Source organism: Nostoc sp. FACHB-152 (assembly GCF_014697475.1).
Classification (GTDB): Bacteria; Cyanobacteriota; Cyanobacteriia; order Cyanobacteriales; family Nostocaceae; genus Nostoc_B.
Window position 1 is genome coordinate 208621 of sequence record NZ_JACJRV010000006.1, and the last position, 16491, is coordinate 225111.

The window sequence follows — 16491 nt, forward strand, 5'->3', positions numbered from 1 at the left end:
AAAGGATAGATGATTACTCCAATGCGTATATTTGTATTAATTTTTAATGCTCATACAGAGAACGAAGGCATTCATACGGTTAAGGTGGGCGATCGCAATAAAATTCTCATGTTCGAGTCAGAAGATGATGCCTTGCGCTTTGCCCTGATGTTGGAAGCTCAAGACTTCCCTACACCTACAGTAGAAGAGATCGATGCGGAGGAAATCAAGACATTTTGCGAAAGTGCCAATTACGAATGGGAAATTATTCCCGAAAACAGTGATTTAGTTATTCCCCCAGAAATTAACCTAGAAGAAACCGACTGGCAAATTGATGCCGAAAATGAAGATACTGATGAAGATGCGTTTGACTCTGAACAAGTCCCACGTGCAGAAGAAACAGAGTTATCTGACTCTGAACTCGAAAATATTCGCCGTAAGCTAGAAGGATTGCTGTAAAAGAGGCAGGGGAGCAGAGGGGCAGGGGGGAATAACAATTGACTAATAACTATTGACTATTGACACAGGATAAAAAATGGTAAATTTGCATGAACGTGGGCATCTTTTAACTGAGCAGGTCAATCCTGATAGTTTGAACTTAGACCAACTCAGTGCCTTAGAATTAGTAGATTTATTTAATAGCGAAGACCAAAAAGCAGTGGCGGCGGTAGCGGCGGCTAAAACTGAGTTAGCAGAGGCAATTGAACAGACAGCCGAGCGATTGCACCAAGGAGGACGTTTATTTTATATAGGTGCAGGAACCAGTGGTAGGTTAGGGGTACTAGATGCGGCTGAGTGTCCGCCAACTTTTTGTACACCACCAGAATTGGTACAGGGAATTATTGCTGGCGGTGCGGGAGCGCTGGTTCGCAGTTCTGAAGATTTAGAAGACTGCACCCAAGATGGAGAATCTGCGATGGCTCAACGACACATTACGCAGTTAGATGTTGTGGTGGGGATTACGGCTGGCGGGACAACACCTTATGTTCACGGGGCTTTGAGTGCTGCCCGTCAACGGGGCGCGCTAACTATATTTATTGCCTGTGTTCCCCAAGAACAAGTTAATATCGATGTCGATATTGATATTCGCCTGTTGACTGGGCCAGAGGTGCTGGCTGGTTCCACTCGCTTAAAAGCTGGTACAGCTACTAAGTTGACTTTAAATATTCTTTCCACCGGGGTGATGGTGAAACTGGGCAAGGTTTACGGCAATCGCATGGTGGATGTCGCCGTGACAAATCAAAAATTGCGCGATCGCGCTTTACGAATTTTGCAAGACCTCACAGGCTTAAGCCGGGAAACTGCTAATGTTCTTCTAGAACGTAGTGGTAAATGGGTAAAGTTAGCTTTATTGATGCATTGGACTGGTTTAGAAAAAGAAGCAGGCGATCGGCTTTTATCAGAACACCAGGGTAATCTTAGAGCAGCTGTAGCTAGCTACAAAAATCAACAATCTTGAGTATTTGTGAAAATCCCAGTCACTCAACTCTCTTTTGAAGATATAGCTGGCGAATAGAGATTTGCCTCTATTTGCCAGCAGTAGGAGAAAGTAGACCTAATCTCAACAACTAATATTTGTGCGTAAATTTTAGAATCTTATGGCTGAACAAATCCAGACCGAAAACGACAAATTACAGACAAACACTAGTATTGAGATAAATCAAGAAACAGAACAAGAAAAAGTTCTATGTCCTCATTGTCAGCGCACTGCTACGAACGGTATTAAATGTAAAGGTATTTGTGTTGCTGACAGCGACTATTAAAAATAGGAAGTGAATTAATACTGTCAAACTACTTTTTAATAGACAGCCTTTTTTTCTTATTTAATGTTGCTGCACCAATGGTACTCAGAGCAATTAACCCTAAGACTGAACTAGGCTCAGAGATTTTAGTAAAATTAGTGATTTGTGGTTGTGGTAGAACATTTATTTGTGTAGGATGTTGTAATGGAGATCTATCAATAATCGCACCTCCACCGCCTCGATATTCTAAATTACTCTCTGGTGATGACGTAGTTTGAGAAACCCCTGTAGTAGCTAATAATGCTATTGTTCCAGATACCAAAATAATTTGAGTTATCAAAGTTTTAGCAAAATTTAGAGAATTCATTCTTTCAGGCTTCTCCAAACTAGTACAATTATATTATACCTTATTTATTTAGAGAAAAGATATTATTTAGGCTAAAAAAATAAACTTTAAATAGGACTCATATTTGATAAAAAAATCAGTACATTTCTATCAGCATTCTTTCCTATTGCCTATTGTCCATTGCCTTCTTCAAAAAGTAGATTCCTCTATGACTACTTTAAGCACAATACTGCAACATAAATTTTTCGGTAATGCCAGATAAATGTTCATTTAAATAAGATAGGGTTTGATTAGCGATCGCTGGTGGTACACCACCATAATATGCTTGAGCAATACCGCCTGTAATACAAGCAATAGTGTCACTATCACCACCAAGAGAAATTGCATTGCGAATTGCATCTTCATAATCTTGAGATTCTAAAAAAGCGATAATTGCTTGTGGTACAGAACCCTGACAAGAAACATCAAATTTATAGTTAGGTCTAATCTCATCTAAAGTTGGTTCTAAATCATAACCAAAAGTTGTTTGAATGTAAGATTTAATCGCGGATTTTTCATTGCCTGTACGTGCTAAAAATATGGCTGCGGCTGTAGCTTGTGCGCCTTTAATACCTTCAGGGTGATTGTGAGTTATTTCGGCACTAAGTTTGGCTTCTTTTATAACAGTATCTAAGTCATTAAATGCAAATCCTATCGGGCTAACGCGCATAGCCGAACCATTACCCCAACTGTTGTAGGGTTCACTGTTGTTAGAGTTTGCCCAATTTCTAAAAGTGCCACCATAACCAGCAAAAGGATAGCGGCGAAAGTATGATTTAAATTGCTCAATGTATTGACCATGTAGCAACTCACGCCCATCAAGAATGACCTCTGCCACGGCTACTGTTAGCACAGTGTCATCGGTAAAGCTACATTGCCTATCGAATAGAGGAAAATCTTTGGTTTTGATATTTTTGCGTTCATATATCGAACCAATGATATCACCAGCGATCGCACCTAGCATATTTTTTAGCTATATTTTTCCAGTCTTACGACAGCATTGTAATCTGGGACTCCTTCAAGCGATCGCTTACTTTTATCAAGCAAGACATTTCCCTCAGGCCAATGGACTTGTAAATTTCCCTGCTGAATGGGTGCAAGATAAACTCTCCCCACCAACTCGCCCAACTGGTTTTTTAAAATTACCTGATCTCCATCTTTTAAACTCAACTTTGCTGCATCAGCCCCATTCATTAAAACTGCCTCACGCAAAGCCCCAGTAATCGCATCCTTGCGTTCTTGCACCATACTATTAAATTGCTTGCCCCGACGTGTAGCCACCCAAAAACAACCTAGGGGTAATTCTTTTTGCGGTGGCGACAAAGGTGTAAAGTGCGCCTTGCCATCAGGGGTAGCGAAATTCCAACCAAAACACAAATGTGAACCACCGTATTGAAACTGATCTCCCGCTTGCTGTAAGTGTTGAATACCAGCATATAACGGCACAACTTGAGCAATTTCTTGACGGATAGCGGCGGTATTCTCAAAACCCAGCTTATTTGCTAACTCTGGACGTACTCGCTTTGCTAATTCGATAAATACTTCCCACTCTGGACGCGCTTCGCCAATACGTGGCCCAGGAATTTCGGGACTGAAAATTATTCGCCGTTCTGTAGAAGTTTCCGTTACTCCTCCCGGTACTTCATAGCGAGTGGTTGCAGGTAACAGCACTACAGTATCAGCAGGTTCGACTAACATTTGGCTAGAAAGCACAATATCCATATGCACTCGCAATGGGATCTTTTGCAATGCACCTTCTACATAATCTGGTTCTGGCAAGACTTCTAAGAAATTTCCGCCTACAGAAAACAACATATCTAGTTGCCCGTGATCTGCTGCATCAATCATTTCTGGGGCAATTAAACCTCTAGTAGTCGGTACTTCAAAGCCCCACTGTTGACTTAACTTTGCGGCATTTTCTGAGTTGATAGGCTTCCCACCAGGAAACACCGTCGCATAACATCCCATCTCTGCCCCGCCTTGTACGCCAGAGTGACCACGAATAGGCATTAAACCGCAGCCTTCCCGCCCGACAAAACCTTTCGTGAGTGCCAGGTTGATGATACTGCGGACATTATCTTCACCGCACTCATGCTGAGTAATACCCATACTCCAAACAAACACAGCTTTGTTTGCTGCTGCAACCATTTTTGCGAAGGCGTACATATCATCGCGGGATGCGCCTGAAATTTGTTCTAACTCTTCCCAAGATTGTTGTTCTAATGATGCTTCCAGTTCTGCAAAGCCTGTGGTGTAGTTGTTGATGAATGACTCGTCTACCCATCCTTGGGCAATCATGTGCTTAATTGTCCCATTCAGAAACGCCATATCACCGCCGAGGTTTACCAAAAAGAAATCTTCGGCAAACTTTGTACCAAATAAAGCACTTTCCACAATTGAAGGCACCCAATAGCGTTCCATTCCTGGTTCGCGGTAAGTGTTAATTACCACAATCTTTGTGCCAGCTTTTTTGGCATAGTGCAGATATTTCACTGTGACTGGCTGGTTATTGGCGACATTAGAACCAATAAAAACTAATAAATCAGTACCTATCCAGTCTTTATAAGAACAAGTGGTAGCCCCCGCGCCAACGGTAGTTTTCAACCCCGCCGTACTCGGAGAATGGCAAATACGGGCGGCATTATCAATATTATTACTGCCCATAGCCCGCACAGCTTTTTGGGTAGTGTAATAAGTTTCGTTGACAGTACCGCGACTAGTCACGTAAAAGCTGAGTTTGTCTGGTGTGGTAGCGCGAATACGACTTGCAATCACATTTAGTGCTTCATCCCAACTAACTCGATGAAAACCTTTGTCTCCACGTTGGCGCATCATGGGGTAAGGTAGTCGCCCCAACTCACGTAATTGAGAACTTTTTTGAGTTTGTAATTGGGCGATATCTTTGAGTAGATGCGGGTCGAAAGCTGACATGGTGTTCATCTGCAACAAACGCAACCGCACATTGCACAGATGAACACCATCTAACGTCCAATCTTTCATCCCGGTTGTTCCTAAAGCACAACCATCACAGACACCTTTATTCAGGATGTTCCATGTATAAGGTAGTTTATCGCGCGATCGCCAAATTGCCCGAAATACTTCCCAATAGTTATTCGGGTACTGTTCGCCAAGACCAAAGGGCTTCCAACTCGCCCAGTGCTGAGGTGTCCAATATCGCTTGGGTTTAGGCAACATAATGAGTGCGGGAGTGAATCAAACTACCACCTTTAGGCTACCGTTTTGAGTAGAAAATGAGTAGTAAGGGGACAGGTGATAGATGACAGGTGACAGAATTTTGACAACTCCCCTTCCCTATTGCCTATTGCCTATTGCCTTGTTTCTTAAAAGTAAATATTGCTACAAAGTTACATACCCTTCCCATTTTTCCAACATTCTTAGGCTTACCCCTGAAACTCTTGCCAAGTCTTGCAATGATGTAAATTTTTGCTGCTGACGGGCAATAATTATTCGCTGTGCTAATTTCTTACCTACACCGGGGAGACTAGCTAATTCTTCTAGACTAGCTGTATTGAGATTTACAAGTTTAGTGGGTAAATTTTTCTTATTTGTGCGAGTTGTGATTGTAGGACATTTTTTAGCTTCTGCGGCAATTTTTGATTGAATGTTTGGCGACAAACCGAGTTGGGCTTTGGTATAAAGTCGGGCAAATTCACGGACATAATGGGCTGCAATTGTCGGATTTTCTATTACTATTAATGTTTCATCGTTACTGTTATTAGCTGCATCCGACCAATTATGTGAACCTGTGATGACTATTTTGTTATCAATCACGGAGAATTTGTGGTGAAGTAAATCGCCTTTATTTAAGGTGGGTACACCTACGCTAGTAATTGGATTTTGCCAAGGTTTATTACCAATTTCATACTGACATTTATTAGCCAGTGCTACCCCCATCAGATCCAACGATTCGCTATAGGGACGATAAGCAAATTGTGAGTCAATTAAAGCACGAATTGCTACATTGTTTTGATGGCGATTTTCGAGAATATTTGCTAGTTTCTGTTCTGAAAATACAAACAATGCCATATCAACAGATGTCGTGGCTGAATTTAAAGTTTCGCCAATTAAACCATTGCTAGTTTTACTCCAAGGTTGAGTAGGAGAAGCAGGAGAAAACTGAACTGTAATTTTATTTAGACCTAAAATGATTGTAGTTGGCGATCGCAATGGTTTATTCAGTCCAAATTTGCTATCTGGCTTACCACCTGGCCCATCACCCCACATCAAATTAAACTCTTGGGTAAATATATGGGCGAGTTCTGGACTATCAATTTGCAATAAATTATTGGCATTTCCTAAACTACTGAGATTGCTAAAATCGCCTGATGTATCGCTGAGGGTGAAGTTAGCCGAAGTGACAATCACGATGCGATTATCAACGATTAAAAATTTATGATGCATCAAACTACTGCCCGCCGAACCATCAGCTTGATCATCTATTACAGGGATTTTAGCATTTTGTAAAATTACTAATGCATCTCTTTGATTAATTTCTTCTCGGCTAAGTTTATTATCGTTGTTAATGTCAACAAATTTATAAACTTCATTGTATCTTTCTCTTTCTCTTGGAACTAACTTTTTTAGTTCATCTGGTGTAAAGCTACTCCAAGGACGGCTATAAGTATTTTCTAAAATCACCCTGACTTGTACACCAGATTTTTGTTTTTCTAGCAGGGCTTGAGCAACTTTAGGTAAACGCAATTCTTGCACGGCAACATCTACTGTCGATTTAGCCTGAGAAATTGCATCTACAATTAAATTTTCTAAGTCATCCCCCTGCCGACTTTGCTGACGATAAGTTTCTTTGTATTCCGAAGATTCAGAATGATTAAAATAAATCTTAACTAATGGGTCTTGTGGTAAAGGCGATAAACGGTTGTAAGATGATTTTGCTTGTTGACAAGCAGTGATGACAAATATTAGCAAAAATATCCAAAGATACCTTTGTTTACGAAAAATATGCACGGGAATCTGCTACAAGTAAATTGGTAGTGAACATAGTTATAGTTCCCAAAATGATTGAAAGAGAGTAACAGCTTGATCAGCAGTAAAAAATCAATCTATTGATGCAGAGTAATTCAGCTTTTATTAAGATTTACCTACTAAACTATCTATGCTGAAACAGTAGTAATGCCTATTTTCCTTGCCTTTCCGCCCAAGTTTTGTGATATGCAAATATATTTAGATTACAGTGCTACAACGCCAACTCGTCCAGAAGCGATCGCAGCAATGCAAGCAGTCCTGACTCAACAGTGGGGTAACCCTTCTAGCTTGCATGAGTGGGGACAACGGGCTGCAACAGTTATAGAACAAGCCAGAGTGCAAGTTGCGGAATTAATTAACGCGCCTAATCCCGCATCAATTGTTTTTACTGCTGGTGGAACCGAGGCAGACAATCTGGCAATTATGGGTGTCGCCCGATTATTTACTGTGCCACAACACATCATTATTTCTTGTGTAGAACATTCAGCAATTTCTGAAACAGTCCGGTTGTTAGAAATGTGGGGTTGGGAAGTCACACGCTTGGGAGTGGATGCCAAGGGCAGAGTTAGCCCTGGAGATTTGCAAGCCGCATTGCGAGATCACACCGTTTTGGTATCGATAATTTATGGACAAAGTGAAGTTGGTACAATCCAGCCTATAGCAGAATTAGGCAAGATTGCGCGATCGCACGGTGCCATATTTCACTCTGATGCAGTGCAGGTTGCTGGACGTTTGCCAATTGATGTGCAAGCATTACCAGTAGATTTACTCAGCATTTCTAGCCATAAAATCTACGGGCCACAAGGCGCAGGGGCATTGTATATCCACCCAGATGTGGAATTGATGCCTTTGTTAACTGGCGGTGGGCAAGAAATGGGGATGCGTTCTGGGACGCAATCTGTACCAGCAATTGCTGGTTTTGGTGTAGCCGCCCAATTAGCCGCCCAAGAACTACCGACAGAAACACCCAGGTTAATTGCATTACGCGATCGCTTATTTTCGCAGTTAGCTGATGTTTCTGGTTTAATTCCCACAGGCGATTTAATTCATCGTCTACCCCATCATGTCAGCTTGTGCCTAGAATACGCCGACGGTGAAAAACTCAGTGGTAAAACTTTGGTACGAAAGTTAAACTTAGCTGGCATTGGTATTAGTGCTGGTGCTGCCTGTCATAGCGGTAAACTCAGCCCTAGCCCGATACTTTTAGCAATGGGCTATTCTGAAAAAGCCGCCTTGGGGGGGATTCGGATGACACTAGGGCGTGATACTACCGAAGCCGATATTGATTGGACAGCGATGGTTTTGAAACAGGTTTTGCAGAGGCTGACACCAAACTATACTATTCACGAAAATCTCCACTCCTACAGCCTAAGCAGCATTAACCCAACTTCAAAAATGAACTGATGAACATTCAAGTTCAACTAGCACGATGGAAATTAAAGTTTGATAGTCTTTATGAATACTCAAATAAGCTTTAACTCCCCAGATATTTATTCAATTTTGAGTCAAACTCAACGCTTGCGGGTTAGTGATGGAGAGATTAAACCTATTTTAGATGGTTGCACCCATGCTTCAAAGTTGCTCGTACTCATTTGGTCGCAGTTGGGAGATTTTGATAATTTAGAATACGCTTGGTGGCTGCAAAGAGAAAAAGCACAGATCCAAGCCAGAGGAATTACAATTCGCGCTATCGGAATTGGCGATCGCAATTCTGGGATCAAGTTTTGCGAGTATACGGGTTTCCCTCAAGAATTCTTGTTTGTAGATCCAAAAGCCCAAATCCACGAACTTTTAGGACTTTATCGCGGTTTATCTCTACAATTTCCCCTGTTATCAACCTCACAAAAAGCTTGGCTAAATTTAATGCTCATGTGTGCCGGAATTGGTAGCCCAGGAACGCTAAAGGAAGTTTTTCGGGGTTATAAAGGTGATAAAAAAGCTCCGCAGTTAATTGCTGATGAAGAAGTTGTGAGGGGTACACCATTACCACCAATCAAAGGTGCGTTTTTCAAAGCTGCTGGAGGAAAAGGCTTTCAGCGACCATTTGAACTAGCAACCTTGCGCCTGCGAAACATGACTGAAGTTTTGAGCAACTGGAAGATGTACGTACCAGATTCATCTTATTTGACACAACGTGGGGCAACTTTCTTATTTGATTCCCAAGGACAATTAATTTACGCTCATCGAGATCGCGGCATTTTGGGTTTTGCTGAAAATATGAGCAATCCTTTATCTTTTCTGTATGAGTAATTCATTCTGGTGCTTAAACTTGTTGAGAGTTTCTCAGTCCTTGCTTTGATTTCAATTGAGATCGTAACGATCAGGTGCTGGCAATTGAAATACCTCAGAAAAACGTGAATACTTAACCGCATTGGTAGGAGGATAATCTGCTGACACGGCAATTAATCCAACTTTTATATCCTCGAAATAAATCACACCCCCAATACGTCGTTCAACTTGGAAAGGCCCATGAAAAAAACCATACTCCGCAATGTAGATTAGCAAAAAGTCAGTAATCTTTACTGTCCTGCCAAACATTTGCTCACAAGTTTTTTGGATGACACTATCTAGATATTCATTGTTAGCAGGCTCTCCCAAGTCGGTAAATTCTGCATGATCCGCAAAATGATCCATGTAAAATAGCCAGATATTGGACAAGTCTGCGTCTAAGGTTAGTTTTTGCTTAAGTTCTTGGAATCGGTCGATGTTCATAGCCTAGATATTGATGAGATGGGACGAGCAGACAGCAATGTTAAAAATTTACCATTTAAGAATATCCCCTAGAAATAAACCCTGTTTCTTCCAGCATCTGTTGTAGTTTTGCGTGAGGAAATTTTATATTCTTATGGTTATTCGTACACATATCAGTAAAGAAGTTTTGCATCAGTGCAATAATGCTACGGTATTTGACAACATTAGTAACATAAAACTTATCCAACTTCATGACTTCATCAGCATATAACTGCTCGATGTTGCTCAATAATATAGCTCCTATTTCATAAGGTTTTAAATCTTCTTTTATGCCATATTTATCCATGATTCTGCGTTGCTCAATCTCAGAACATAAATCATAGGATGAGCGAATAAGATGGCCAAGATTACGTAAGATTTCCCCGTAGTCGTACAATTGGTTCTGCTGAAAAAAAGACTCTTCATCTTTGGTTAAGGAAAAGCTTTTATCAAGTACCAAACCAAAATCTGTTAAATATATCTGCTGTCCGTCTGTGAGGATATTATAAAAATGTGCGTCAAAGTGAATAATTTCCTTTGTCCTCAAAAAGGTAATTGTTTTATGTAATTCATCCAAGTATTTCTGGATGTGGTTGGGGTTGTCTTGCAGCCATGTTGCTAGAACATGAGGTATGTACTCTAGAAACAGAATCAATTCATAGTTGGCGTTGGCTCTATCTAATACATAATTTCTAATAGTGGCACTATTACCCCAATACTCCACAAAGCTTTGATAATTTTCCAGATCGATATCTTCACGTACTCCAGAGAATGGGATAATTCGATAATGATACATTAGAGGAAATGAGGCGATCGCTCCTTCTAATACCCAGTTAGTGGTCTTGATGTGTGTCACCAGTTCACGGAATACATTTAAACCAATAGACCCTACACCATAATTAAAGTAAGTTGGTAAATTATACAAATTTTTAGTAGAATAGGAATTCTCATATTCAATTTTTGTAACGGGAATACGTTTGACAAAGATTTTAGATTGTCCAAGAACGATGGTATAGTTTCGCCCCGAATTTAAACTTGATGTACCCGAATCACCATCATCAAACAAAGAATGCAATTGGGAATTATCTAAACTAGCAAGTTGTGAACTAAGTTGGCAGTACCTATTGGTTCTGAGTTCTAGATCGTTACTAGGCATTTTCTTGGGTTTAGATATAGTCTCAAAAACACTAACACCAATTGTAAATATTTTAACTTTTGACCAAGCCCATTTGGGGCGGGTGTGGGGTGTAAGGAAAGAGAATTCACCTTTACAAGTTCGGTCAATCTCTCTTAGCCCTGTTCTGTCACTCTGAGAAAAGAAAAATCAAAGCCAAATTTTAAACTGTAGAGATAACGGGCATTTGAGCGTTTATTTTCTAATAGAATGGCTGGAATCAAGCTTTTTTGGCAAAAGTATTATGCTGTAAGCATCCTAGATTATTCTCCAGTAAAAGTGACAGAAGAGGGTTAGTCTGTAGTTCAATTATTTTTATAGGTGTTGAAACGTGATAACTGAAAAAAGAACCAAACAGCGACAAGAAAGCATAACAATCCAGCAGTGAAAATAGTTTGAGATATTCCGATGTGAGTTGATAATACTCCCATTAAAAGGCTGCCAATAATTCCTGTTCCCGTATATGTCATGATATATAGACTAGAAACTCTTCCACGCTTCTCTTCGTGAACTACTATTTGAACTAAGGCATTCCCAGCGATCTGCTGTAATAAAAATCCCAATCCTCCAACGAACATTGCTATTAGACTTATCCATAGTGTCTGCGATATTGCCACGATCGCTAAAGCGCAACCAGATAAGATAGACCCTAACCATAGCAACTGACTCAGCCTTTTAACATATATTTGTGTACTTACGTACACCGTAGCTAGCAATGCTCCCAAAGCGGCAGCACTAGTTAAAAAGCCTAAAGTGACTGCATTTCCATGCAGGATGTCTTTGGCAATCACTGGTAATAAAGTTGTAGTACCAGTGACTAACATACTCATAAGAGCAATCAGCACCAGCACCACTCTAATTGGATGAGAACTGATTACATAATGAATTCCTTCTTGTAATCCTTGTCGAAGGGGCTGGGGTTTCGTAATCGGATATTTTTGTGGTAAGTGCATGAATAACAGCCCAGCTAAAACTGCCAAAAAACTGAAACCATCAATTAAAAAGCAGATTCCTGTACCTGCACTGGCAATCACTACCCCTGCAATGCTAGGAGCAATCATACTTGCAATACCGTAGATAGAAGAATTAAGTGCTAGGACGTTACTTATATCTTGGGAGTCGTCTACGAATTGGACAATTAAGGATTGACGAGTAGGAATATCAAAAGCATTGATACAGCCACTACAAAACATGAGCATGAATAGTTGCCAAACTTGAATGCTATTACTCAGTACTAGTACTGCTGTTAACAAAGAGACAAACATTAAAAGAGTTTGAGTAACAACGAGGGTATAGTAACGATTCCATCTATCTACTAATACCCCAGCCACTGGTAACAAAACAAAGGTAGAAAATTGATTAGCGAAATAGACTGCACCAAGCCATGTAGAAGAATTAGTTATGGAATATACTAGCCAAATTAGTCCTGTCTGAGCCATAAAATTGCCCAAAACAGAGATGCTTTGCCCAACAAAATAGACCCGAAAGTTTCTTGATTGGAACGCTCGCCAAGGGTAGCGTAAGTGATGCATTTGGTATTTAAAATATGTATAACTTACTATATTTTAATACTTAAGTAATTAATAAAAAGAATAATTTTTCATCTAATAAATTAATTTGCTATGTCGTTAAATTTTTGTTTTCAAAGTAGAAAAAAGCTGTCAAATGTGTCCTAAAACTTGGAAGCTCTGGCAACAAATTCCAGGACTAAAGGTAGCATTTTTCTTTATTTTATCTCCTAGAAAGCATATCCCCAAACATCGAGGTCAGCATCAAGGGCTGATTCGATATCATTTGGAATTGATTATACCAGAACTAGAATCTGCCTGTCGGATTCGGATTGGTAATGAAATTGCCTGCTGGAAAGAAGGCAAAATGACACGGCGATCGCGTAGTGTTATTCCTAGACATTGTGAGAGGGGAAGCAAGCTACGCGTAGCGTCTCGCAGAGAAGACATTGGCGCAGCCATCGCCTATTTATTTCTGATTTTTAACTACATTATTTGTTTAATTTGTCAATAGTTAAGTTCTAATTTAAAAAAACTGTGAAATATTTCCTTAACTATCTTAACTGTCTTAACTGTCCTTGTTTTTTCCTTACGAAAATGATATGCAAAGTTTCACTGTTAAAACATTTTCTCAGGACAATGAATAAATTAGCTCTTGAATCATACATCTGGAATCGCAAGTATGAGTCCATGCCACGCAAAGAATTATGTGAGGTAAAGAAAAACCGACTAATAAGATGTGTAGAAAGAGCTTATGAACGCATACCCTTTTACAAACAAAAGCTTGATGCTGTTGGCATACATCCTAGCCATATTCGGTCTGTAGAAAATATTTCCCTGCTTCCTTTTACCACCAAAGCTGACTTACGCAACCAGTACCCATTTGGAATGTTTGCAGTCCAAATGGATTCAATTATTCGACTTCATGCCTCTTCTGGTACTACTGGCAAACCGACAGTTGTTGGTTATACTCATAACGATTTAAACTTATGGTCAGAACTAACGGCACGAGCATTAGCAACTAGTGGGGCAAAACCAGGGATTATCGTCCAGAACACTTACGGTTACAGTCTTGCCACTGGTGGGCTTGGCTTTCATTACGGTATTGAACGCATTGGTGCTACAGTAGTTCCAGCTTCTGGCTCTTCACCTCAACGGAATTTAACACTTTTACAAGATTTTAACAGTGGCATTATATTGAGTACCCCTAGCTACATATACACTATTAGTGAAGTAGCAGAAAACGAAGGTATTGATTTAGGTTCATTGTCTATTGCCGCCGGGATTTTTGGTGCTGAATCATGGAGTGAAGCTTTACGAGATGACATCGAAAAACGTTGGAATATAGTAGCCTATAATACTTATGGATTAAGCGAAGTGATTGGCCCTGGGGTAGCTCATGAGTGTCCTCATCGAGTTGGTCTGCATATTTATGAAGATCACTTTATTCCGGAAATTATTAACCCAGAAACAGGGGAACAACTGAAAGAGGGAATATATGGAGAACTTGTATTAACAACCATTACTAAAGAGGCTGTTCCCCTAATTCGCTACCGAACTGGTGATATTACACGCCTATTTTATGAACCTTGTGCTTGTGGTCGAACTCTGATTCGGATGGATCGTGTTAAGGGTCGTATTAATGACCTAATTAGAATAAGAAATCAAACTTTCTTTCCTGCGGAAATTGAAGATGTCCTATTGAGATTGCCTGGGATCATACCTCAGTTCCAAATTGTGATTGACGATAATGTCAATTTAGTTGATGACATTGAAATTTGGGTTGAAGCTTCTGATGCAATTTGGCAAAAACCAACTTTACTTGTTGAGTTAAAGCAGCAATTAATATTTAACATTGAAAATCGCTTAGGGATAACTACTAAAGTCAAGTTGATGCCACCACAAAGCTTACCTCGTAGTGAAGGAAAAGCAAAACGTTTAGTTAAGAGAAGTCAAGTTAATACAGGATTTTGAACCAGAGCTTGAGCATTTAAACCATAACTTGTTATTAGCTGTGTAGCTTAAATTAAGCTAGCTATCACCCAATTTATGGTTTAAGACTTTTAGCGAATTATCAGTTAAAATACAGCTAGTTGAATGTTTTTTAAATGTTATCTGCTAGACTTATCGAACTAAGCTATCTTCTCTAAAATCATTTATTTTTATAAGCATAATTTATCTAAAAATAAAATTGATTGATTTACTTTTATCTTTAATCAAAAATACCTTAAGTGTCTTAACTGTCCTTGCATCCTTATTAAAATTTTGACATATTACAAAATATCAAGTGTAAAGTTATAGATTCTAAATAATTTAGAGTAACAAACACGAAAAAAATAGCGTAGTTGCTATCTACAAGCAGTAGCAAATACAGAAGGAATTAATCAAGTATTTGTTATTTAGCTTGGCTATAAATAGATAGAAAACCTTTTGTATTACAGAAATTACAAGTATTAGTAAAAAACTGAAATCATGAAACCAATCTTAGTTAATTTACCAAAAAAAACTACAAGTGACATCCTTCAAAGTATTCGGCATATCGACCATATTACTTATGTTGCGCCATTTGAAGATGAACACAGGTTTCTCTCAAAATGGAGTTTGCTTGGTTTCAATGAACACATGAGGCTTAAGACTGTGCGTTTTCCCGCTACTCACATCGCATTAGTCAGTGGTATCAGTGCTGATTATCCGTGGGCAACTATGACAGGGTTATCGGTAAGTGAAGATCCTAATTCACCAATTAATAAGTTTATAGATCTCTATGGTGAAGGTATGCAGCATACTGCTTATAACATTGATCCAGAAGCTGATATGGAGGAACTACATCACCATATGAAAGAATTGGGATGGAAGTTTATGACACCAGTACTATCATATAGTGATGAATCTGGTGCGTTACTCAAGCAGATGTTTGTTGCTCCTAGTACTCCCTACGGTTCTTTTATCGAGTTTGTTCAACGATTACATGGTGCTGATGGTAAAGCTTTCAACAGTTTTGACATCAATAATATAGATGACCTCTACGAACATTATGCCGATTATAGTAATTGGCTTGCTGAAAAAATTTAAAGGCGCACATATCAATATCTATCAAGGAATTAGCGCGGAATTTCATCAGCTAAAATTAATTATCAAACTGAAAAGCAATTCCTTCATTGATAGATAGCATCTGCCAAATAGTAAATTTTCCAAACAACTAAAGAGGTAACTTATGAGCAATTTACAACAATTAATCCCAGCTTCAGATTACATGAAAAAGAACTTGGGAATTTTTGCAGCCCCCCTTGAAGCATACTTAAATTATGGGTATGCACTATTGGTTATTGCTGGAGCAGATGAAGAGGTTTCAGAAGCCGAATTTAACTGGGTATTAAATCATATGCACATGGTTGGTACTCCTCAAGAAGTAATGGAGAAATACAAAACATTTGACTACAAAAATGCTGATCTAGAAAACATCCTGAGCAAGATTACAGTTGAAGGTTCTAATTGGTCTCAATCAAGGACGTTATTATATCACTCAATTCAAGTATCTCGCGCCGATGGAAATTATTCACCCGAAGAGCAAAAAGCTGTAAAGAAACTAGCTAAACTGCTGAAGGTTGAAGATGACATTGCGTTTGCTCTTAATAGATTAGTAGAAACAGAAGAAGCCGTAACTGCACTACGTAAGGCACTACTACAAACTGAGATTTTAGCTTAATTGAGCAATCTTTCAAAATCCCAATTAGGCTGATTCAGCGATAAATAGCACGCTTGTAAATCCTAAATCGTTGGTATTTCTAAATGAACGGGTGTGAGGTGTAGAGTCTGGGGAATGAAAGAAAATTTGATTTTCTTTGACTTACTAAAAGTTAATAGTTATGGCTCTCCCAGAGTAACTATGGTAAAATAATATAAGAAAATTAAATAAAACTTAGATAATTTAGATTGGTTAATAGAGAAAACCCAAGCTATAAACCGAAT

At 39.3% G+C, this 16491-nt stretch carries 16 protein-coding genes; 9 read left to right on the plus strand and 7 right to left on the minus strand.

Annotated elements, in window-relative coordinates; translation table 11 throughout:
- Positions 1–9: 9 nt before the first annotated feature.
- From H6G76_RS08385 to H6G76_RS08395, 3 genes are all read left to right on the plus strand, one after another.
- Positions 10–438 (plus strand): DUF3110 domain-containing protein, encoded by a 429-nt coding sequence (locus H6G76_RS08385; RefSeq protein WP_190698282.1) that lies wholly within the window; start codon positions 10–12, stop codon positions 436–438.
- 76 nt (positions 439–514) lie between these two features.
- Positions 515–1438, plus strand: coding sequence for an N-acetylmuramic acid 6-phosphate etherase (gene murQ / locus H6G76_RS08390; protein WP_190698285.1), 924 nt, complete (start codon positions 515–517; stop codon positions 1436–1438).
- Positions 1439–1577: 139 nt separating this feature from the next.
- On the plus strand, positions 1578–1742 hold the full coding sequence (locus tag H6G76_RS08395) for a hypothetical protein (protein ID WP_190698288.1): 165 nt from the start codon (positions 1578–1580) through the stop codon (positions 1740–1742).
- 28 nt (positions 1743–1770) lie between these two features.
- Here H6G76_RS08395 and H6G76_RS08400 read toward each other — a convergent pair whose 3' ends face one another.
- The 4 genes from H6G76_RS08400 to H6G76_RS08415 form a co-directional block, all read right to left on the minus strand.
- On the minus strand, positions 1771–2088 hold the full coding sequence (locus H6G76_RS08400) for a PEP-CTERM sorting domain-containing protein (protein ID WP_190698290.1): 318 nt from the start codon (positions 2086–2088) through the stop codon (positions 1771–1773).
- Positions 2089–2284: 196 nt separating this feature from the next.
- Positions 2285–3070, minus strand: a complete 786-nt coding sequence (locus H6G76_RS08405) for an ADP-ribosylglycohydrolase family protein (RefSeq protein ID WP_190698293.1) — start codon at positions 3068–3070, stop codon at positions 2285–2287.
- Between the two features lie 5 nt (positions 3071–3075).
- The gene (locus H6G76_RS08410) at positions 3076–5301 is read right to left on the minus strand and encodes an FdhF/YdeP family oxidoreductase (protein ID WP_190698296.1); all 2226 of its coding nucleotides are present in this window, start codon (positions 5299–5301) and stop codon (positions 3076–3078) included.
- 162 nt (positions 5302–5463) lie between these two features.
- Positions 5464–7092 (minus strand): DUF655 domain-containing protein, encoded by a 1629-nt coding sequence (locus H6G76_RS08415; protein ID WP_190698299.1) that lies wholly within the window; start codon positions 7090–7092, stop codon positions 5464–5466.
- Positions 7093–7296: 204 nt separating this feature from the next.
- On the opposite strand from H6G76_RS08415, the gene H6G76_RS08420 reads away from it, so the two are divergent.
- Positions 7297–8514 carry a cysteine desulfurase family protein gene (locus H6G76_RS08420; protein ID WP_190698301.1) on the plus strand — a complete coding sequence of 406 codons (1218 nt, stop codon included), beginning with the start codon at positions 7297–7299 and terminating at the stop codon, positions 8512–8514.
- A gap of 51 nt (positions 8515–8565) precedes the next feature.
- The gene (locus H6G76_RS08425; protein WP_190698305.1) at positions 8566–9360 is read left to right on the plus strand and encodes a peroxiredoxin-like family protein; all 795 of its coding nucleotides are present in this window, start codon (positions 8566–8568) and stop codon (positions 9358–9360) included.
- A gap of 51 nt (positions 9361–9411) precedes the next feature.
- On the opposite strand, the gene H6G76_RS08430 is transcribed toward H6G76_RS08425, so the two are convergent.
- The 3 genes from H6G76_RS08430 to H6G76_RS08440 form a co-directional block, all read right to left on the minus strand.
- Positions 9412–9822, minus strand: coding sequence for a hypothetical protein (locus tag H6G76_RS08430; RefSeq protein ID WP_190698308.1), 411 nt, complete (start codon positions 9820–9822; stop codon positions 9412–9414).
- Positions 9823–9877: 55 nt separating this feature from the next.
- Positions 9878–10996, minus strand: a complete 1119-nt coding sequence (locus H6G76_RS08435) for a hypothetical protein (RefSeq protein WP_190698311.1) — start codon at positions 10994–10996, stop codon at positions 9878–9880.
- 323 nt (positions 10997–11319) lie between these two features.
- Positions 11320–12546: an MFS transporter gene (locus tag H6G76_RS08440; RefSeq protein ID WP_190698314.1), complete on the minus strand. Its 1227-nt coding sequence runs from the start codon at positions 12544–12546 to the stop codon at positions 11320–11322.
- Positions 12547–12679: 133 nt separating this feature from the next.
- Here H6G76_RS08440 and H6G76_RS08445 point away from each other — a divergent pair, with 133 nt between their 5' ends.
- The 4 genes from H6G76_RS08445 to H6G76_RS08460 all read left to right on the plus strand — a co-directional run bounded on the left by H6G76_RS08445 (position 12680) and on the right by H6G76_RS08460 (position 16228).
- A complete protein-coding gene (locus H6G76_RS08445; RefSeq protein WP_190698317.1) occupies positions 12680–13036 on the plus strand; it encodes an aspartyl/asparaginyl beta-hydroxylase domain-containing protein in 357 nt (118 codons plus the stop codon).
- Between the two features lie 125 nt (positions 13037–13161).
- A complete protein-coding gene (locus tag H6G76_RS08450; RefSeq protein ID WP_190698319.1) occupies positions 13162–14496 on the plus strand; it encodes a phenylacetate--CoA ligase family protein in 1335 nt (444 codons plus the stop codon).
- Positions 14497–14994: 498 nt separating this feature from the next.
- Complete coding sequence (locus H6G76_RS08455) at positions 14995–15594, plus strand: hypothetical protein (protein ID WP_190698321.1); 600 nt, start codon at positions 14995–14997, stop codon at positions 15592–15594.
- 142 nt (positions 15595–15736) lie between these two features.
- The gene (locus H6G76_RS08460) at positions 15737–16228 is read left to right on the plus strand and encodes a TerB family tellurite resistance protein (protein ID WP_190698324.1); all 492 of its coding nucleotides are present in this window, start codon (positions 15737–15739) and stop codon (positions 16226–16228) included.
- The last annotated feature ends 263 nt before the right edge of the window (positions 16229–16491 follow it).